Below are 17,772 nucleotides of genomic sequence, written 5' to 3' on the forward strand. Positions count from 1 at the left end.
GCCCAACTAGACAATTCACCCTGGTCTGCCGCTTCGCGCACTGTGACGCGCGAGCCTCAGGGGCGTTCAAAAATCGAAAATTGAGCGCTTTAATTGGCAATTAACTAAAAATCGCCTCAATGCGGCTTCAGCAAGTTCTGCGAAGCTTTGTGTCCCGGCTCGGGCCAGCAAGGCTTAGAACCCTTGCCGGCTTTCGAACGTCGGCGAAATATTTTCGCGCCCCCGGGCGCTCTGACGAGTGGACGGGTAAGCGTATGAAATTGCGTCGAAAGCAGGCCCCATGACGCAGGCTTACTATCGCGTATCCGATTTCGCTTCGCTGGAAGTGCGGCGACGGTCTTCCGGCACACTTGCCTCCTATGCCATCCCCGTTGGCGGCGCTTTTCTCGCGGTGTGCGCGCTTGTCGGCGGGTCGATGCTCAATCGAGGCGACGGCGCGAGGCCGGTTGAGGCGCCCGAAATAGCGGCTCTGGTCGAGACGCCGCGAGACCAGGCGCCGCAAACCGTCGCGTCCAATCTCGATACGCCGTCCAATAGCTTCGGCGAACTGATCAATCCCGGATTTTCAACGCTCCCCAAAACGGTTGCCTCGGAGCAAGACGCTCCCGCCGCATCGAAGTTCGCCGCGCTGGAGCCGGCGCCTGCGCCCGAGATCGCAAAGTCGGAGTTGGAGCCGGCCGCGCCGACGGCGCCCCAATTCGGCGAGACCGCGCCTTTGCCGACGCCGCGTCCGCCCGAACTCCGGTCTTCAGAAGACCGCGGCTTTGTGCCGCGGGGCCGGCGTCTCGCCAATCAGGACAAAACCGCGCCTCTCCCGGCGGCTCCCGCCGATACGCGCAATTTCTTCGAAAAGCTGCTCGGAATGCCGACGCAGCAGCCGACGCGCGCGCTGGCCTATGCCGCGCCGGAAGAACCTGCGCCAGGTCCCGCCAAAAAAATCATCGCCACCGCGACGCTTCGCTCCGATCGTTACACCGCCATCTACGATATCTCGGCGCGCACCGTGTACATGCCGGACGGAACGCGGCTTGAAGCCCATTCCGGGCTCGGCGAGCTGATGGACGATCCGCGCCACGTCGACAAGCCCATGCGCGGCGCAACGCCGCCCAACGTCTATGAGCTCTCCATGCGTGAAGAGCTGTTTCATGGCGTGCAGGCGCTGCGCCTTACGCCCATTGGCGGCGAGGTCTATGGCCGCAACGGCTTCCTTGCGCATACCTACATGCTGGGCGCCGCCGGCGCTTCCAACGGCTGCGTGTCGTTCAAGAACTATGCTTCCTTCCTGCAGGCCTATCAGAGCGGCTCTATCAAGCGTCTGCTGGTCGTCTCTCGTTTGAACTAGACCAGCGTCTTGGACAAAAAGATGCGCGCATGGCCGGGCGGAAATCCGTCGATCCGGCCGAAGCGGACAAAGCCGGCGCGCTCGTAGAAGGCCGCCGCGCGCGGATCGAAGGTGTCGAGGTAAAGGCCGCCGCAGCCCCGACGCCGCGCCTCGCATTCGGCCTGACCCAAGAGGCTTTGGCCGATCCCCCGGCCGCGAAAATTCGCATCGATCCAGAGGTGGCGGATATAGAGCCAGCCCCAATGCGTGACGCCGGCGAGGCCGCCGATCAGCATCTTCCCGTCATAGGCGCCGATGGCGAGCGGCGTCTCGTTACGTTCGCCGAAGCCGGCGGCGATTTCGACGCCGAGCGCCGCGGCGATGCGGCCGGCGAGTTTTTCTTCGTCAGCGTCGTGACTTATAAGGATCAGCGGCTCTTGTGAGTCTGTTTTTCGGGTCATGGTCCGGCGCATGAAGCAACATATCATCGGGCGGACAGGGGCCTTGGGTCTGGCCTCCGCCCTTCTTGCGATCGCGGCGGCGGCGTCGGCGCAAGGCGTCGTCTCGCCAGCGCCGGAGAGGATAGTCGCAAAAGCGCCCGCCGCCGACCCCCCGCCGCCGATGCGCGTGCAAAACTACAGGCCGGTGTTTCAAGAATGTCATGACGCCGGCAAGCGCCGGCTGCTCGCCATCCGCGCCATGAGCGTCGAGGCGAGGCGCAAGCTTCTCGTGGTCGATCCGACGTCGCTGGCGACGAGCCTCGCAGACGAGGTCGATCTGACCTGCGCCGACACCAATGACGCAGCGCAAAAAGACACGCGCTTCATGGCGGCGATCGCCGCCTCGGCGCAAGCTTCGGGCCATGCATCGACCGCGCAGCCTTCCGTGCTGCAGAACGCGGGCCTGTCGCATGGCGCGGGGGAGGGTTCGTTCATCACCGGCGATCTTTGCCCCAGCCGCAAACCGCTCGACCGCGCCTTTCTGCAGGGGATCGAGGCGCTGGGACCGGCCACCCCCGTTTCGCTTTCGATCTCCGGCCTTTGGCTCAAACGGCATGGCGCCGATTTCCAATGGCTGCTGCATGAGGCGCGCGCCGGCGCCCTCGCGATCACATGGGTCAATCATTCCTTCCATCACCCCTATGTTCCGGGGCGCCCGCTCTCCAAAAACTTTCTGCTGACGCCGGGCGTGGATATTCAGGCGGAAATTCTCGACACGGAACAGATCTTGATCGCGAATGGGCAGACCCCTTCCGTGTTTTTCCGCTTTCCCGGCCTCATCTCGGATGCGGCGACCATGGACGCCGTCCGCGGCGATCATCTCGTCACCCTAGGCGCCGACGGCTGGCTCGTCTTCATGCCGCCGCTGCGCCCGGGTGCGATCCTGCTCGTCCACGCAAATGGCAATGAGCCGGAGGGGCTCCGGCTGTTTTCGAAACTGCTCGGCCAGGGCCGGCTGCCGCGTCCGTTCCGGCCGATCCTTGAGGCTCCCTGACGAAATCGATCACGGAGGATCGCGCCGCATGTCAAAACCCGCCGTGCTGTTCGTTTGCCTCGGCAACATCTGCCGCTCGCCGCTGGCTGAGGCGGCGTTTCGCATCGAGGCGGAGCGGATTGGCCTTGACGTTGCGATCGAGTCAGCCGGCACGGGCGATTGGCACGCCGGCGAGCCGCCCGACCGGCGCGCGCAGGCGACGGCGCTCCGCCATGGCGCCGACATCGGCGCCTATCGCGCGCGGCAGGTGAGGGAGAAGGATTTCCAACGCTTCACGCATATCGTCGCGCTCGATCCTAGGAATCTGGCCGCGCTGCAGGCTCTGGCGCCGGCAGAGGGGCGCGCCGAACTCAGCCTGTTGCTCGATCATGTCGAGGGGCGCCAGGGCCTCGGCGTCGCCGACCCCTATTATGGCGATGAAGCTGGCTTCGAGACGGTCTGGATCGAAGTGACGCGCGCGGCGCGAGCGCTTGCCGCCCGAATCGCCGCAAGCTTATGAATGAGTTCGCCGAGCGCGGCGCCGCACTGCTCGGCGGCGTGTTGCGCCATGCCGAACGGGTCAGCGGCGGCGACCTTTCGCAGATCCTGCGTGTCACGCTCGAAGACGGACGGCAGGCGATCGTCAAGATCGGGCCTCATCCTGAAACCGAGGCGGCCATGCTGCGCGCGATCGCCGCCAGCGGCGCGCCGGCGCCGGCTGTTCTGGCGCTCAGCGGCGAGCTTCTCGTGCTCGAGCTTTTGACGGCGGGCGAGGCTCTTGGCGCGGCCTGGGCGAGCCTTGGCGTTGCGCTCGCGACGCTCCATGCGGCGCCGGGGGCGCGCTATGGCTGGCCGGAGGACTACGCCTTCGGGCCGGTTGCGATCGAGAATGGCTGGAGCGATGACTGGCCGCGTTTCTGGTCCGAGCGGCGCCTCCTGACGCATTGCTCCCGTCTGCCGGCCACGCTCGCTCGCCGCGTCGAGGCGCTGGCCGCCGCGCTGCCGGATCGCTTGCCGGCGCAGCCGCGGCCGGCCCTTCTGCATGGCGATCTTTGGAGCGGCAATATTTTGGCGGCGGGCGGCAAGGTCAGCGGCTTGATTGATCCGGCCTGTTATCATGGCCATGTGGAGGTCGATCTCGCCATGCTAAGCCTGTTCGACCAGCCGGACGCTCACTTTTTCGACGCCTATGGACGGCTGGAGCCCGGCCATGAGGAACGAAGGCCGATCTATATGTTATGGCCGGCGCTGGTCCATTTGCGGCTGTTCGGCGCCGCCTATCGGCCGATGGTCGAACGCCTGCTGCAGGCGAGCGGGGTCTAACTCATGAGCGTAGACGAGAAGCCGCGCCGCGCCGCGCCAAGGCGTGAGGATTACGCCCTCGTTCCTGGCTCGATGGGGCCGCGGCGCGATTTCAGGATCGCCATCGGCCTTCGCGAGGGGTGGGACGCCGAAGGCCGCGTCTTCGACGTTTCGGAAGCTGTGCGCACCGCCCGCGTCTGGATGCGGCGCCGGGTCGAGGCCGGGCTGCCGGCCCTTTCCGGCATGTTCGCGAGAGCCGAGGTGACCTATGCCTGGCCGCGTCCGGACGGCTCGGTCGGTTCGGACCGCGAGCCCGTGGCGCTCTTTACCGGTGAGGCGGTGCATGCCTATCTCGGCCATCTGCCCGACGCCGACGTCGAGGCGATGCTGAACGAACTTGCAGCCGAACTCGGCGCAGCGCTCGGGCAGGAGCGGATCTATGTGGCCTTTTGCGGCCGCACCTGGATTCTCGACGCCGGGCGCGAAGCCTGACGATTTTGACGAGCGCGCCGCGCGGTGAGACTGTGTGTCACGGAGATCGCGGCGGAAGCTGAGCTTATAAGGCGTCACGCTTTCGCTTCTGGCTCATTCTCCAGAGCCATGCGGGGATCTGATGCCGCTTTTTGCCTATGCCTGCCGGGATTGCAACGCCGAATTCGAGGCGCTCGTGAGGGCGTCTGACGTCCCGGCGTGCCCCTCTTGCGGCAGCCAGAATTTGCAGCAGCAGATTGCGCGGGTCTCGGGCGACATCAAGCACAAGGCGCTGGCGCAGGCCGGCCGCCGCGCTGCGGCGCGCGAGGGTCATGTCAGCAATTTCAGCGCAAAAGAAGCGCCCATCAAGAAGGGCTGAGCCGGGGCTTAAGCGTCCGCGGCGGCGCTGGGTCGATCCGTGTCGGGCGCCATGAATTGCGCCCGGGCCAAGGCGGCGAAGCGGCCGTTCTGCGCGACGAGTTCGTCAAAACTTCCCTCTTCGACGATCGCGCCCTGATCGAATACAAAGATGCGGTCGGCGCCGCGGATCGTCGCCAGCCGATGCGCGATTACAAAGGTGGTGCGCCCCTCCATCGCCTTTTCGAGCGCCTCCTGCAGCTGCCGCTCGGTCGCGGCGTCGAGCGCGGCGGTCGCCTCGTCGAAAATCATGATCGGCGGATTCTTCAGAAGCGCCCGCGCGATCGAAACGCGCTGGCGCTCGCCGCCGGACAGCGAGCGGCCGCGCTCACCGACGATCGTTTTCAATCCGTCGCTTTGGCGGCCGACGAATTCGGAGGCTTGCGCAAGCTCCAGCGCGGCTTTGATCTCGGCTTCGCTCGCCTCCGGCCGCCCGACGCGCAGGTTCTCTTCGATCGAGCGCGCGAACAGCATCGGCTCTTGAAACACGACGCCGATATTGCGCCGTAACGCTTTCAGCGTCAGGTCGCGGATGTCGATGCCGTCGATCGTGATCTTGCCCTCGGACGGATCGAATACGCGATGCAACAGACCGAGCGTCGTTGATTTTCCAGACCCGGTCGACCCGACGAGAGCGACCGTCTCGCCCGGCGCGACCTCAAAACTCACGTCGCGCACGGCCATGCGCCGGCCGTCATAAGAGAAGCTCACATGATCGAAGGCGACAGCGCCCTTGAGGCGTCCCGGATCGACCGCGAAGGGATTGTCGGCGACCTGCGGCGCCGTATCGAGCACGTCGAAAAAATCCTGCAGTTTGGGCCCTTGCAGGAAGAGGCTGTTCACGAAGCCGACGATCTGCTCCAGCCGGGCGATCAGCATCGTCGCCAGATTCATGAAGGTGACGATCTCGCCGACCGAGGCGAGGCCCTTCAGATTGAGAATGGTTCCGAGCAGAAAGATCGACAGCAGGGTCAGGGTCGCCGAGGCGCGTGTCGCCACCGCCGCGATCGCCCACCAGGACAGCACCGGCATTTGTGCGGCGAGCACGGCGTCGGTGATCTGCCGCAGCGCCGAGGCCTCGGTCTCGATGCGGTTGAAACTCTGCACCACCGAGACGTTGCCGAGCGCGTCGGAAACATGTTCGGCGAGCGAGCTGTTATGGCGTTCGACCTTCTGCTGCAGCGATTCGGTGCGGCGTAGGACGAAATAGGTCAGGACGCCGAATATGGCGACAAGCGCGATCAGCACCGCCGCGAGGCGCCAGTTGAGGAACAGCGACAGCGGCAGCAGGATAAAAAGCGTCGCCAGAGAGGCGCAATTCTCGCGGAAGAAGGAGAGCCAGAGGCTCGCCATCCCGTTTGCGCCTTCGAGCATGATTTTGAGGAGGCGGCCCGAATGCGCAGCCGAGTGGAAGCTCAGCGGCAGATGCAGGACATGCTCGAAAAACTCCGACATGATCCCCAGCCGGCGCCGATGGGCGAGCCGCTCGGCCTGCAGCGCGACGATCACCGCGACGGGAATTGAGAACAGCGCGAAGCCGACCCAGGCGGCGAGAAGCGGGATGAGATCGGCGAAGGCAAGGCTTTGCGGAGCGGCCTGCGCGCTACTGAGCTTGTCGATGACGCGTCCGAACAGAACAGGTTCGGCGAATTGCGCGGTGGCGAGCGCGAGATTGGCCAATGCCAGTATGATTGCAAGGCGCTTTTCGCGCCCTAGCAGAGCGAGTACACGGAGATAGACGGAGAGGATCGACATTGCGGGCTCGCTGGCGGCAGCTTCACTATAGCCGATTGCGCTGCCTTGGCGAAGCGGGCGCCGCAAGGCAAAAACAGACGGCGAGCGGCGTTGTTCTCGGCGCTCCATGAACCGGTCTCCTCGGCGCCGGCGTCCGTTTCAGTATAGATTCGCTCCAACGGAGGCTGTTTCCACAGTTGCCCGTCGCGGCAAGGAATTTTAAGCTTCTTTGCCGGATCTGATCTGCCGGCGAAACAAGAGGGGGCATGTATGCGCGCTTGGCTCAAGATGGCGGCTTTAGGCTTTATGTTTTCAACGGCTTTGGGCGGAATGGCGTGGTCGCAAGATTCGGCGCGCGAGGCGACGACCAAAATGTGCTGGATGGAGGCCCACAAGGAATATCCGAAGAACTCCGGCAACGATGCCGATAACGCCGCTCTCGCCAGAGACGCGTATGACCATTATGCGGCTTGCATGGTCAATCACGGCCTCCAGCCATAGGGCGCGATGTCGTTGAGTCGCCGCCAAGCCCAACGCGAAACGACGTCTCGCGCCTGTTGGGGTTGGGATTTCCTCGATTGCCTGAGGCAACTTGCAGCGTCTCTTGCGAATGAATCCGGTTGAACCCGCCCTGCACGGCTCGACGGCGTCCGTACAATCCTTCGCCGTCGCGCCGGGCCGGGCGGGCGAGCGGCTCGACCGTTTTCTCGCCGCTGAGAGCGCCGCCGCCGGCGCAGACCTCTCCCGCACCAGGCTGAAGGCGCTGATCGAGGGCGGCCATGTCAGCGTCAACGGCGTGATCGTCACCGAGGCGAGCTTTGCCGTGCGCGCGGGCCAGGCGCTCGCCGTCGCCGTGCCGCCCGCCGCCGAGCCGATCCCGGCCGGCGAGGCGATCGCCCTCGACATCCGTTTTGAGGACGAGCATCTGCTTGTCCTCGACAAGCCGGCCGGGCTCGTTGTGCATCCCGGCGCCGGCCACGAATCCGGCACGCTCGTCAATGCGCTGATCGCCCATTGCGGCGACAGCCTGTCCGGGATCGGCGGCGTCAAACGGCCGGGCATCGTGCACCGGCTCGACAAGGATACCTCCGGACTGATGGTCGTCGCCAAGACCGACCGGGCGCATCAGGGCCTGGCGCGGCTTTTTGCCGATCACGGGCGGACCCTGCCGCTCCTGCGCGAATATCTCGCTTTCGTCTGGGGCGCGCCCGACCGCGCTATGGGGCTGGTAGACGCGCCGCTCGGACGCCATCCCGTCGATCGCGAAAAGATCGCCATCGTCGCGGCGGCGCGGGGGCGCCATGCGATCACGCATTGGCGGCTGCTGGAGCAATTGGGCCCCGAGGTCGCGACGGTCGCCTGCCGTCTCGAGACAGGGCGCACGCATCAGATCCGCGTCCATATGGCGAGCCTCGGCTGGCCGCTGCTCGGCGATCCTGTCTATGGGCGGGGGTTCAGGACCAAGGCGGCGCGGCTTTCGGCCGAGGCGCAGGCGGCGCTGATTGCGCTTGGCCGGCAGGCGCTGCACGCGCGGACGCTGGGCTTTGAACATCCCGTCACGGGCGCGGCGCTGGAGTTTGAAAGCGAACCGCCGCGGGACATGGCCGAGCTGCAAGCGGCCCTGCGACGCTCCGCGTAGCGCAGGCCAGCAGCGTAATCCCCGCGCAAGACTTCAGCGTCACAATGAAATGGCTGGTTACGGCAAGACAGCCGGACGCCGTTTATCTTGAATGTGATGAAACAAAACAGGCCGTCGCGCGTAATCAGGTGTGGGGCGGTGCTCAACGTCAATGACGGGCCGTCTTGTTGCGGCCGTGTTCACCGATGTTGCGAAAATGTAATGCGGCGCAACATCGTCCGGCCCTTTCAGCCCTGTTTCAGGCGCCTTATATTCAAAAGCCGTGCGGTCGGCTTGTTAGGAGCGATCGCACGAGGACCCGCCGAGCACGGGGGTCTCAGTGGAGGTAACATTATGGCTGCTGCGCTGCCAATGATCTCGGGAGAGAGTGGTCTCTCCCGTTACTTGAACGAAATCAGACGGTTCCCCATGCTGGAGCCGCAACAGGAATATATGCTGGCCAAGCGCTGGCGCGAGCACGCCGATTCCGACGCCGCGCACAAGCTTGTCACGTCTCATCTTCGCCTCGTCGCCAAGATCGCGATGGGCTATCGCGGCTATGGCCTGCCGATCAGCGAAGTCGTCTCGGAAGGCAATGTCGGCCTGATGCAGGCCGTCAAGCGCTTCGAACCCGATAAGGGGTTCCGCCTTGCGACCTATGCAATGTGGTGGATCCGCGCGTCAATTCAAGAGTATATCCTGCGCTCATGGTCGCTTGTGAAAATGGGCACCACCGCCAGCCAGAAGAAACTGTTCTTCAACCTTCGCAAGGTGAAGAGCCAGATTTCGGCTCTTGAAGAAGGCGATCTGCGCCCCGAACACGTCGACACGATTGCGCACCGGCTTGGCGTTTCCAAGCAGGACGTCATCGACATGAACCGCCGTATGTCCGGCGACGCTTCGCTGAACGCTCCCTTGCGCGAGGAAGGCGAAGGGGAATGGCAGGACTGGCTTGTCGATGACAGCGCCAGCCAGGAAAAACTGCTGGTCGACCGCGAGGAGACCGACAATCGGCTCGGCGCCCTGCGCACGGCGCTGAACGTGCTGAACGACCGCGAGCGGCGCATTTTCGAGGCGCGCCGCCTCGCAGACGATCCGATGACTCTGGAGGCTCTCTCCGACGAGTTCGATATCTCGCGTGAGCGTGTGCGTCAGATCGAGGTGCGCGCCTTTGAAAAGGTGCAGTCGGCCGTCAAGGCGGGCGTCGCCCGCGTCGAGGCCGGGGCGCTCAGAGCGCAGATCGCCGGTCCCGCTGCGCAGGCGTGATCGTCTGCGCGGGGTCGCGTAAAACAAAATATGCAGCGGGAAGCGTTTCGAGGGAAACGCTTCCCGCTTGCGTTTCAGCCCATACCGCCCGCGCGCGAATTGGGCGCAGATCAAAAGCCTGAGCCGACGCGGGGCGATCGATAAAACTCCGTACGGCCTCGGGGCGATCGCGGCGTCTCACGCTGCCCCTAAAACGGTCGGACCGATTCGCCGCGGCGGTTCGTCTATTGAGCACAAGCGCGGCAGTTCTTACGCGACAGGCGACACGATGATCGATCTCTATTACTGGACGACGCCGAACGGCCACAAGATCACGCTTTTCCTCGAAGAGGCCGGGCTTCCCTATGCCGTTCACCCCGTGAATATTGGCAAGGGCGAGCAATTCACCCCTGAGTTTTTGACGATCGCGCCAAACAACCGGATCCCGGCGATCGTGGATAGCGAGCCCGCCGGCGGCGGCGCTCCCGTCTCGGTGTTCGAATCGGGCGCGATCCTCCTCTATCTTGCCGAAAAGACCGGCAAATTCATCGCGTCCGATCTGCGCGGCCGCGTCGCCACGCTCGAATGGCTGTTCTGGCAAATGGGCGGCCTTGGGCCGATGGCCGGCCAGAATCATCATTTCAACAAATACGCGCCCGAGAAAATCCCCTACGCCATGGAGCGTTACGTCAGGGAAACCAGCCGCCTCTACGGCGTGCTCGACAGGCGCCTTGCCGATCATCCTTTCGTCGCGGGCGATTATTCGATCGCCGATATGGCGATCTATCCCTGGATCGTTCCCTATCGGGACCAGAGCCAGGACCTTGAAGAATTTCCTCACCTCAAAGTCTGGTTCGAGACCATCGCCGCGCGGCCGGCGACGAAACGCGCTTATGACGTTGCGGCCGCGATCAATGCAACTCCGACCATCGCCGACGAGCAGTCGCGCCGGGTCCTGTTTGGCGGCGCACGGAGCTGAGGCTTCGCGCTGTCCGCCCAGGGCTTTATTTCCGCTTCGTCCCGGCCTATATGCTTGCCCTCCGCTCGCCGGAAAGTTTTTTCGCACGCTTCGGAGGCGTCGAAACAATGCGTTAGGCCGTGGCGCGAATCCGCTTCGCACTCCGCGGCGCTCGGGCGTGCGCGCATTTGAGGGGAACGAGGGGGCATGGCCGGACATAGCCAGTTCAAGAACATCATGCATAAGAAGGGCAAGCAGGACGCGATCCGCTCAAAGCTCTTCTCCAAGCTCGCGCGCGAAATCACCGTCGCCGCGAAACTCGGCCTGCCCGACCCCAACATGAATGCGCGTTTGCGCGCCGCCGTGATTGCCGCGCGCGTCGAAAACATGCCGAAAGACAATATCGAGCGCGCCATCAAGAAAGCGTCCGGCGCGGACGCCGAAAATTACGACGAAGTGCGCTACGAGGGCTATGCTTCCGGCGGCGTCGCCGTCATCGTCGAGGCGCTGACCGACAACCGCAACCGCACGGCGGGCGAAATACGCTCCTATTTCACCAAGGTCGGCGGCGCGCTCGCCGAAACGGGCGCGGTGTCGTTCATGTTCGACCACATCGGCCGCATCGAATTTCCTGCGAAAGCCGCCTCGGAGGATGTGATGCTCGAGGCGGCGATCGAGGCCGGCGCCGAGGACGTCCTGTCAAGCGAAGAGGGCCACGAGGTTTTGACCTCGCTGGAGATGCTGCGCGAGGTCGCGCAGGCGCTTGAAGCGAAATTTGGCGAGCCGACGCGGGCGAGCCTCATCTGGAAGCCGCAAAACGCGATCAGCCTCGACGATGAGACGGGCGAAAAAGTTCTGCGCCTGATCGGCCTGCTTGAGGACAATGACGACGTGCAGAACGTCTACGCCAATTACGAGGTATCCGACGCCCTGCTGGCCAAGCTGGAGGCTTGATCCGGAGCCGGGCGGCCAGGGCAATCCCGTTCCGATGGATTCATCCGGACCATCCGGAATGCTCCAACTCATTGATGTGGAGCGATTTTTTACCGATCACATATTTCCATGTGATCGGTAAGCGCTCTAGTTGGACGTCACGACATTGGGCTTTGCGTGAGCGCGGCCCGGGTTCTCGGCGCCGTCGTCGAACGGCGCTTTCGCGCTGTCGTGCGCGATCGCCGCCATGCGGATGATGGCCGCGCCGATCTCGTTGATATTCTGGCGCAAAATGGCGTTTTCCTCGCGTTCGGTCGCGGCCGGCGCGCCGTCTCGCGCAGCGGAGAGGCGCCTCGTCGTCTCCAGCTCTTGGGCGAGGCCGTCGGCGCGCTGGCGCTCGGCCGCGAGCTGCTGGCGGGCGGTGGACTCGGCGGCGCCGACGCGGGCGATCTTCTCGAACATCCGACGTTCGGCGGCGCGCGCGGTTTCGACCTGCCGTTTGCGCCGCCGCTGCAGCTCTGCTTCGCGGCTCTCGGCCGCTTTCAGCGCCTCGTCGCGATCGGCGAGCTGCGCCGCAGCCGCCTTGAGGGCGGCGAGACTGGCGTCGCGTTCGAGCCCAAGCGTCGCCAGCGTCTCGCGCAATGTGGCGACATCGTCGCGCGCAGCGGCAAGGTGGCGCTGCCGCATGGCGATGTCCGCTTCATAATCGGCGATGATCGCGGTCTTGCCCTGGTCGGAGGCGCGCAGCTGCCGCGCTTCGAGCGTCGCGTCGACGAGATCGGCATGCTTGCGCTGCAAAAGCCCTTCTGCGCCATAGAGAGCGGTGCCGGCGACGGCGAGTTCGGCCTTCGCCTCGTCAAGGGCGCGCAGGGCCGCGGACAATTCCGCGCCCTGGGCGGCGTGCCTTGCGGCGAGCTCGGCGAATCTATTGCTTCCTTCGACGAGCTGCGCAGCGCGGCGGCCAAGTTCAGCCATATCGGCCCCGCGCAGCGACGCGATCTGCGCGGCGCGCTGCTCGATGACTCGCCGTTCGACGGCAAACTGCGCCCGCAAGAGATCACGCTCGGCGATGATCTCCCGCGTCGAGAGCGGCACCAGCATTTCGAGCCGTCGCGTCGACAGCCGGATGGCGCGTCGCCAAAAGGCGGGCGCGATCGCGAGGGCCAGAAGCCCCGCAATCGCAAAACCCAGCACGAATGCCATCGCCTGTTCGATCAAACCAGCACCTCGTCCCGCCGATGGCGAAAGGCGGACACAATTTATGGGATAATATGAAAACAAATCGTATGCGAGAGACGATCCGCTTCAAACGCAGCGGCAATGTGACGTTGCGCGCAATTGAGCCGGAAGCCGCCGATTTTCACCGAAATGGCGGCCAGTCGGTGCCAGACGGCGCGATTTTAAGCGAAGCCCGCGCCTTTCGCAAAAAGGGGGAGGCGTATTGCTCAGCTTTTCGGCAGAAGCAGGCCTCGATGATGTGGATGACGCCGTTCGTCTGGGGATGTCGGAAATCATCGCCATAGCGCTGGCTGCCCGGGCGTCGGTGATCTCCGGCCGAATCTTTCCCGCTACGGCATGATAGGAGACGATCCGTCGCAACATGGCGATGATCTCCTCGCTTACAGGCGGTTCGGCGAAAATCCGCGCGATATCTCCCCGGAGACTCTGGAAGCCCTGTCGACCGGGCCTGCGAGGCTTTGGCCAACGGCGTGCGAATGCGCCACCGGCGCGGCGCCGACAGTGACGGAAAGTTCGAATTTTGGCGCCGCTGCGACCAGCGCAGAATGACAAAAAATCAGCCTGCCCAGCGCGCGGCGCCTGCGTGTAGCCTGCGCCAAAAAGCCGATCGGCTCAAAATCCCTTCCGCCTGGATTTTCTGAGGCAAGGTTCTAGCGAGCGGAAGCGGAGAGGGCTGCGAGCGAAAGCTGCGTGGCGTCGCCCGGCTTTTCCCGCAGCACGGCGGCGGTGGCGATCGACAGCGCGGCGATAACGACGATCGCGCCGAGACGAACAATCTGCGCCAGCGAATTTCCCTCCGCCGCCTTTTGCGGAAGCGCGCGACTCATGGCGATGGCGATCTGGTCGAACGACATGGGACCTCCTGCAACCGTTGCGCGAATTTGCGGCCCCGCGAGCTGGAAAACACATGATTCGCGGCGGCGGAGCTATGCTTAGCGCGCGAGAGTTTCTAACTTATTAACCATGGCGGTCCCGATTTGGGTCAAGTGAGTCGCTGGATTTATTCACGACATTTGCGCTGGCGCGCTATGCCCGCTGAGGCATTTGGTTAGAATGGGCGGCGTCTTCGGGCGCTCTTGCCTCTGGTATGCAAAATGCTTCGACGGTTCCGCCGCCGGACGTCCTTAGCTAGGAGCTAAACATTTTGGGAGACGGGCTCTTTTTCGATGAAATGACCTTGGACGACGGCAATGTCCGCCCCGTCTACGGCAAGATCGCCCGCTGGCTTGAGGCGACGCCGATGGAGCTTTTGTCCTCGCGGCGCGCTCAGGCGGAACTGCTGTTTCGCCGCATGGGCATCACCTTTGCCGTCTATGGCGAGAAGGACGCCGGCGAGCGGCTGATTCCCTTCGACATCATTCCGCGCATCATGCTGCGCTCGGAATGGACAAGGCTCGAGGCCGGGCTGCTCCAGCGCGTCAAGGCCCTGAACGCCTTTTTGAAGGACGTCTATGGCGCGCAGGAGATCATCAAATCCGGCAAGATTCCAGCCGATCTCATTCTGAATAATCCCGAATTCCGCCCCGAGATGGTGGGACGCCCGGTTCCGCACGATATCTATGTCCAGATCGCGGGCATCGACATCGTGCGCACAGGCGAAGATGATTTCTACGTGCTCGAGGACAATGTGCGCACCCCCTCCGGGGTCTCCTATATGCTGGAGAACCGCGAGGTGATGATGCGGTTGATGCCCGATCTCTTCGCCGAGCATCGCGTCGCGCCGGTGGAGAATTATCCCGACGTGCTGCTTGCGGCTCTGCGCTCGGTCGCGCCGCATGGCGAGGAGCAGGCGACCATCGCCCTCCTGACGCCGGGACGCTTCAACTCGGCCTATTACGAGCACTCCTTCCTAGCAGACAAGCTCGGCGTCGAGCTGGTCGAAGGGCGCGATCTGTTCGTCGAGAGCGACAAGCTCTACATGCGCACAACGCAGGGGCCGCGGCAGGTCAATGTGCTGTACCGGCGCATCGACGATAAATTCCTCGATCCGGAAGTGTTTCATCCCGATTCCGTGCTCGGCGTGCCGGGGCTGATGCGAGCCTATCACGCCGGCAATGTGACCCTTGCCAACGCCGTCGGCACCGGCGTCGCCGACGACAAGGCGATCTACACTTACATGCCGGAGATCATCGCGTTCTATCTCGGCGAGAAGGCGTTGCTGAAGAATGTGCCGACCTGGCGCTGCCGCGAGCCGGAGGCGCTTCGCCATGTGCTGGCGAACCTTGGCGATCTTGTCGTCAAGGAAGTCAATGGCTCGGGCGGCTACGGCATGCTCGTCGGCCCGCGCGCGACCAAGGCGCAGATCGAGGCCTTCGCTGGAAAACTCGCCAAGGATCCCAATAATTTCATCGCCCAGCCGACCCTCGCGCTCTCGACCACGCCGACCTTCTTCGACACCGGCATTGCGCCGCGCCATGTCGATCTCCGGCCCTTCATCCTCACCGGAACGAATGGCGTTCGCGTCGTGCCCGGAGGCCTGACGCGCGTGGCGCTGATCGAGAACTCGCTCGTCGTCAATTCGAGTCAGGGCGGCGGCACCAAGGACACCTGGGTCGTTGACGATGCTATTTTTGAACGGCAGCAGTCCTTCCAAAGCCAAAGCCAGAGTCAGAGCCAGGGTTTTCAAGGCCAGAGCCAAATGCAATCCTGAGTTCCCGCTGCCTGACGGGGTCTCGCCCTCTAGGCGACATCCCGTCGGCCCATATCGCAAGCGTCTCGCCAAATCCCCGCCCGAACCTTTACGGATCGAGTGCTCGCCGGATCCCAACAGAGGCTCAAAGCCAGGCAATGCTTTCCCGCACAGCTGATCATCTTTATTGGCTCGCCCGCTACGTCGAGCGCGCCGATTTCCTCGCCCGCATCGTCGAGGCGACGCAGCGTCTCGCCACCCTTCCGACCAATTATTCCGGGACCGGAACGGAGTGGGAAAGCGCGCTCGAATCCTCGGGCGCTGCGGCCGGGTTCCGGGAGACGCGGGGCGCCGCCGAAGAGCAGAGCGTCGTCGAATATCTGACCTTCGCCCCCGATAATCCGTCCTCGATCCGCAATTGCATCGAACTCGCGCGCACCAATGCGCGGGCGGTCCGCACCGCGCTCACGGTCGAGATGTGGGACGCGATCAACGGCGCCTGGATCGAACTCAAGCGTTTCGAGGCGAACAACGCCTCGCGCGGCTTTTATGACCGGCGAGAGCTTTCGCGCTTCCTCGATTTCGTCAAAAAGACCTCGCTCGACTACGATGGCTCCGCGTACCGCACGATGCTGCGCAACGACGCCTTCTGGTTTTCGCGGCTCGGCCTTTTCATCGAGCGCGCGGACAATACGGCGCGCATTCTCGACGTTAAATATCACGTGCTGCTGCCGGAAAACGAAGCCGTCGGCGGATCGCTCGACTATTTCCAATGGACGGCGATTCTGCGCGCAGTTTCAGCGCTGACCGCCTACCACTGGGTTTACCGTGAAAATGTGAAGCCCTGGCTGATCGCCGATCTTTTGATCCTGAAACTCGAAATGCCGCGCTCGCTGATCGCTTGCTATGACAATATCGTCTATTTCCTCGACGCGATCGCCAAGGCCTATGGCAAGCCGGGGCCCTCGCAGAAGCAGGCCCACGCCATCATGCAGCGGCTGGAAAGTGCCTCGACAAGCGAAATATTCAAGATGGGGCTGCATGAGTTCCTGACCGAATTCGTGCAGGACAATGACCGGCTCGGCCACACCATCTCGGAGCAATATCTGCAATATTAGATGCCGGCGATCTGGATCGAACCGATCTGGTCATGAGAGGCCGATGCAGGCGATGCGCCGGCGTTGCCTGACCCTTCGCTCTGCTTGTGTGAAACAGTCAATCGGCTGGTTGCGTTCGCTCGGGTGCGAGCGGTTCGGCCAGCGCGTTCCGAGCCTGCGTTCAGCGTCCCTGGACGCATCTTGAGACGATCTGGCGCGCGGGCGGGACGCGGCCCGCGGCCAATGGGATAATCAAGGCAGGCATCGCGTAAACCGCGCTAAAATAATTCGATTGACGGGTCCGGATCGAAGCTATTTTGCAGAGCAAAACATTCGTTTGCGACCGAGACTTGCGCGAGGGGGGCTTCAGGGCTATATTCGCGCTATTCATTTTCTCATAGCGTTTATCTTCAGGTTGGATGAGCGCCGTATCGAGAGTGGGCCCGTCCGGACCCGCTCTTTTTTATTGCCGCCGCAAGGCGAGGATCAAACAGAGCTTGGGGAACGCCACGCAAGTCGAAACCGATTCAACGGCCCTGCTGGCCGAGCCGCGCCTTGTCGCCGAGACGGGCGTCGCCGCGCGCATCGCGCATATCGCGACGCCGGTCCTCGCCGATCTTGGCTACAGGCTGGTGCGGGTCAAGCTGTCTGCGCAGGACGGCATGACCGTGCAGATCATGGCCGAGCGCCCCGATGGCGCGATGACCGTCAATGATTGCGAGGCTGTGAGCGCCGCGCTTTCTCCGGCGCTCGACGTCGAGGACGTCGTCAAGCAGGCCTATCGGCTCGAAATTTCTTCTCCCGGCATCGACCGGCCGCTCGTTCGCGTTTCGGATTTTTGCCGCGCGCTCGATCAGGAGGCCCGCATTGAGCTGCGGCTCGGGCTTGATGGCCGCAAGCGCTTTCGCGGCCTCATCAAGGGCGTGGCCGGGGTTGGCGCCGCCGCCGCCGTCACGCTTGAGCGGGTTGACGCCAAGCCGGGCGAGGCGATCGAGGCCTTGCTGCCGCTTGACGATCTCGCGGAGGCAAAGCTCGTTCTCACCGAGGAGTTGATCCGCGCCGCGCTAAGGGCGGCCAAGGCGGCGCTTTCCGATGAAGGCGAGCCCGATGAGGACGGCGGCGAGGCGGCGCCCGAGGCCAGGACCGAGCGTGACCCGGGCCGCTTTGCGCCAAAACCCGGCAAGACAAAATCCGCCCCGGGAAAGCCGGTCAAAGCGAAGCCGGTGCTGCCCGCCGGCGTCAGAACGCAGTTCAAACAGCTTAAATCAGGCCGACTGCAAGGGTCCGCGCGCGAAGGCGCGCCGACCTTGCGCCCGACGCCGAAATAAGGAGAGG

Annotated in this window: 19 protein-coding genes; 15 read left to right on the forward strand and 4 right to left on the reverse strand. The window is 63.9% G+C overall.

Going from position 1 to position 17,772, the window contains the following annotated elements; translation table 11 throughout:
• Positions 1-280 precede the first annotated feature (280 nt).
• Complete coding sequence (locus CR492_RS11665) at positions 281-1,342, forward strand: DUF2778 domain-containing protein (RefSeq protein WP_102843921.1); 1,062 nt, start codon at positions 281-283, stop codon at positions 1,340-1,342.
• Here the strand turns inward: CR492_RS11665 and CR492_RS11670 are convergent.
• Positions 1,339-1,782 (reverse strand): GNAT family N-acetyltransferase, encoded by a 444-nt coding sequence (locus tag CR492_RS11670; protein ID WP_102843922.1) that lies wholly within the window; start codon positions 1,780-1,782, stop codon positions 1,339-1,341. The genes CR492_RS11665 and CR492_RS11670 overlap by 4 nt on opposite strands.
• Before the next feature lie 10 nt (positions 1,783-1,792).
• Here CR492_RS11670 and CR492_RS11675 point away from each other — a divergent pair, with 10 nt between their 5' ends.
• The 5 genes from CR492_RS11675 (at position 1,793) to CR492_RS11695 (ending at position 4,946) form a co-directional block, all read left to right on the forward strand.
• Positions 1,793-2,815: a polysaccharide deacetylase family protein gene (locus CR492_RS11675; RefSeq protein WP_102843979.1), complete on the forward strand. Its 1,023-nt coding sequence runs from the start codon at positions 1,793-1,795 to the stop codon at positions 2,813-2,815.
• 28 nt (positions 2,816-2,843) lie between these two features.
• Complete coding sequence (locus CR492_RS11680) at positions 2,844-3,314, forward strand: low molecular weight protein-tyrosine-phosphatase (protein WP_102843923.1); 471 nt, start codon at positions 2,844-2,846, stop codon at positions 3,312-3,314.
• Positions 3,311-4,117, forward strand: a complete 807-nt coding sequence (locus CR492_RS11685) for a fructosamine kinase family protein (RefSeq protein WP_102843924.1) — start codon at positions 3,311-3,313, stop codon at positions 4,115-4,117. The genes CR492_RS11680 and CR492_RS11685 overlap by 4 nt, the downstream gene beginning before the upstream one ends.
• A 3-nt stretch (positions 4,118-4,120) precedes the next feature.
• A complete protein-coding gene (locus tag CR492_RS11690; RefSeq protein ID WP_102843925.1) occupies positions 4,121-4,588 on the forward strand; it encodes a hypothetical protein in 468 nt (155 codons plus the stop codon).
• Positions 4,589-4,709: 121 nt separating this feature from the next.
• Complete coding sequence (locus CR492_RS11695) at positions 4,710-4,946, forward strand: FmdB family zinc ribbon protein (protein WP_102843926.1); 237 nt, start codon at positions 4,710-4,712, stop codon at positions 4,944-4,946.
• A gap of 8 nt (positions 4,947-4,954) precedes the next feature.
• Here CR492_RS11695 and CR492_RS11700 read toward each other — a convergent pair whose 3' ends face one another.
• On the reverse strand, positions 4,955-6,739 hold the full coding sequence (locus CR492_RS11700; RefSeq protein ID WP_102843980.1) for a glucan ABC transporter ATP-binding protein/ permease: 1,785 nt from the start codon (positions 6,737-6,739) through the stop codon (positions 4,955-4,957).
• Between the two features lie 309 nt (positions 6,740-7,048).
• Between CR492_RS11700 and CR492_RS20800 the strand changes: the two genes are divergently transcribed.
• From CR492_RS20800 to CR492_RS11725, 5 genes are all read left to right on the forward strand, one after another.
• Complete coding sequence (locus tag CR492_RS20800; RefSeq protein ID WP_180982523.1) at positions 7,049-7,219, forward strand: hypothetical protein; 171 nt, start codon at positions 7,049-7,051, stop codon at positions 7,217-7,219.
• A 109-nt stretch (positions 7,220-7,328) separates the two neighbouring features.
• Positions 7,329-8,357: an RluA family pseudouridine synthase gene (locus CR492_RS11710; protein WP_102843928.1), complete on the forward strand. Its 1,029-nt coding sequence runs from the start codon at positions 7,329-7,331 to the stop codon at positions 8,355-8,357.
• Between the two features lie 333 nt (positions 8,358-8,690).
• A complete protein-coding gene (gene rpoH / locus CR492_RS11715; RefSeq protein WP_102843929.1) occupies positions 8,691-9,602 on the forward strand; it encodes an RNA polymerase sigma factor RpoH in 912 nt (303 codons plus the stop codon).
• Between the two features lie 268 nt (positions 9,603-9,870).
• On the forward strand, positions 9,871-10,560 hold the full coding sequence (locus tag CR492_RS11720; RefSeq protein ID WP_102843930.1) for a glutathione binding-like protein: 690 nt from the start codon (positions 9,871-9,873) through the stop codon (positions 10,558-10,560).
• Positions 10,561-10,746: 186 nt separating this feature from the next.
• Complete coding sequence (locus CR492_RS11725; protein ID WP_102843931.1) at positions 10,747-11,493, forward strand: YebC/PmpR family DNA-binding transcriptional regulator; 747 nt, start codon at positions 10,747-10,749, stop codon at positions 11,491-11,493.
• A gap of 126 nt (positions 11,494-11,619) precedes the next feature.
• Here the strand turns inward: CR492_RS11725 and CR492_RS11730 are convergent, their stop codons facing one another.
• Positions 11,620-12,675, reverse strand: a complete 1,056-nt coding sequence (locus CR492_RS11730; protein ID WP_146030248.1) for a hypothetical protein — start codon at positions 12,673-12,675, stop codon at positions 11,620-11,622.
• A 35-nt stretch (positions 12,676-12,710) separates the two neighbouring features.
• Between CR492_RS11730 and CR492_RS11735 the strand changes: the two genes are divergently transcribed.
• A complete protein-coding gene (locus CR492_RS11735) occupies positions 12,711-12,995 on the forward strand; it encodes a hypothetical protein (RefSeq protein WP_102843933.1) in 285 nt (94 codons plus the stop codon).
• 366 nt (positions 12,996-13,361) lie between these two features.
• On the opposite strand, the gene CR492_RS11745 is transcribed toward CR492_RS11735, so the two are convergent.
• A complete protein-coding gene (locus CR492_RS11745) occupies positions 13,362-13,565 on the reverse strand; it encodes a hypothetical protein (protein WP_102843935.1) in 204 nt (67 codons plus the stop codon).
• 317 nt (positions 13,566-13,882) lie between these two features.
• Between CR492_RS11745 and CR492_RS11750 the strand changes: the two genes are divergently transcribed.
• The 3 genes from CR492_RS11750 (at position 13,883) to rimP (ending at position 17,765) form a co-directional block, all read left to right on the forward strand.
• Positions 13,883-15,361, forward strand: coding sequence for a circularly permuted type 2 ATP-grasp protein (locus tag CR492_RS11750; protein ID WP_102843981.1), 1,479 nt, complete (start codon positions 13,883-13,885; stop codon positions 15,359-15,361).
• A 137-nt stretch (positions 15,362-15,498) separates the two neighbouring features.
• The gene (locus CR492_RS11755) at positions 15,499-16,458 is read left to right on the forward strand and encodes an alpha-E domain-containing protein (protein WP_102843936.1); all 960 of its coding nucleotides are present in this window, start codon (positions 15,499-15,501) and stop codon (positions 16,456-16,458) included.
• 476 nt (positions 16,459-16,934) lie between these two features.
• Positions 16,935-17,765, forward strand: a complete 831-nt coding sequence (gene rimP, locus CR492_RS11760) for a ribosome maturation factor RimP (RefSeq protein WP_432431209.1) — start codon at positions 16,935-16,937, stop codon at positions 17,763-17,765.
• Positions 17,766-17,772 lie beyond the last annotated feature (7 nt).

It is taken from the genome of Methylocella silvestris, assembly GCF_002891535.1.
Taxonomy (GTDB): Bacteria; Pseudomonadota; Alphaproteobacteria; order Rhizobiales; family Beijerinckiaceae; genus Methylocapsa; species Methylocapsa silvestris_A.

What these genes read in the sequence shown, in the direction of transcription:
- rpoH (WP_102843929.1), top strand. Translation starts at nt 8,691, where the DNA reads ATGGCTGCTGCGCTGCCAATGATCTCGGGAGAGAGTGGTCTCTCCCGT.
- CR492_RS11730 (WP_146030248.1), bottom strand. Translation starts at nt 12,675, where the DNA reads ATGGCATTCGTGCTGGGTTTTGCGATTGCGGGGCTTCTGGCCCTCGCG.
- CR492_RS11680 (WP_102843923.1), top strand. Translation starts at nt 2,844, where the DNA reads ATGTCAAAACCCGCCGTGCTGTTCGTTTGCCTCGGCAACATCTGCCGC.
- CR492_RS11685 (WP_102843924.1), top strand. Translation starts at nt 3,311, where the DNA reads ATGAATGAGTTCGCCGAGCGCGGCGCCGCACTGCTCGGCGGCGTGTTG.
- CR492_RS11695 (WP_102843926.1), top strand. Translation starts at nt 4,710, where the DNA reads ATGCCGCTTTTTGCCTATGCCTGCCGGGATTGCAACGCCGAATTCGAG.
- CR492_RS20800 (WP_180982523.1), top strand. Translation starts at nt 7,049, where the DNA reads ATGGCGTGGTCGCAAGATTCGGCGCGCGAGGCGACGACCAAAATGTGC.
- CR492_RS11735 (WP_102843933.1), top strand. Translation starts at nt 12,711, where the DNA reads ATGGCGAAAGGCGGACACAATTTATGGGATAATATGAAAACAAATCGT.
- CR492_RS11745 (WP_102843935.1), bottom strand. Translation starts at nt 13,565, where the DNA reads ATGTCGTTCGACCAGATCGCCATCGCCATGAGTCGCGCGCTTCCGCAA.
- CR492_RS11710 (WP_102843928.1), top strand. Translation starts at nt 7,329, where the DNA reads ATGAATCCGGTTGAACCCGCCCTGCACGGCTCGACGGCGTCCGTACAA.
- CR492_RS11675 (WP_102843979.1), top strand. Translation starts at nt 1,793, where the DNA reads ATGAAGCAACATATCATCGGGCGGACAGGGGCCTTGGGTCTGGCCTCC.
- CR492_RS11725 (WP_102843931.1), top strand. Translation starts at nt 10,747, where the DNA reads ATGGCCGGACATAGCCAGTTCAAGAACATCATGCATAAGAAGGGCAAG.
- CR492_RS11700 (WP_102843980.1), bottom strand. Translation starts at nt 6,739, where the DNA reads ATGTCGATCCTCTCCGTCTATCTCCGTGTACTCGCTCTGCTAGGGCGC.
- CR492_RS11690 (WP_102843925.1), top strand. Translation starts at nt 4,121, where the DNA reads ATGAGCGTAGACGAGAAGCCGCGCCGCGCCGCGCCAAGGCGTGAGGAT.
- CR492_RS11720 (WP_102843930.1), top strand. Translation starts at nt 9,871, where the DNA reads ATGATCGATCTCTATTACTGGACGACGCCGAACGGCCACAAGATCACG.
- CR492_RS11670 (WP_102843922.1), bottom strand. Translation starts at nt 1,782, where the DNA reads ATGACCCGAAAAACAGACTCACAAGAGCCGCTGATCCTTATAAGTCAC.
- CR492_RS11665 (WP_102843921.1), top strand. Translation starts at nt 281, where the DNA reads ATGACGCAGGCTTACTATCGCGTATCCGATTTCGCTTCGCTGGAAGTG.
- CR492_RS11755 (WP_102843936.1), top strand. Translation starts at nt 15,499, where the DNA reads ATGCTTTCCCGCACAGCTGATCATCTTTATTGGCTCGCCCGCTACGTC.
- CR492_RS11750 (WP_102843981.1), top strand. Translation starts at nt 13,883, where the DNA reads ATGACCTTGGACGACGGCAATGTCCGCCCCGTCTACGGCAAGATCGCC.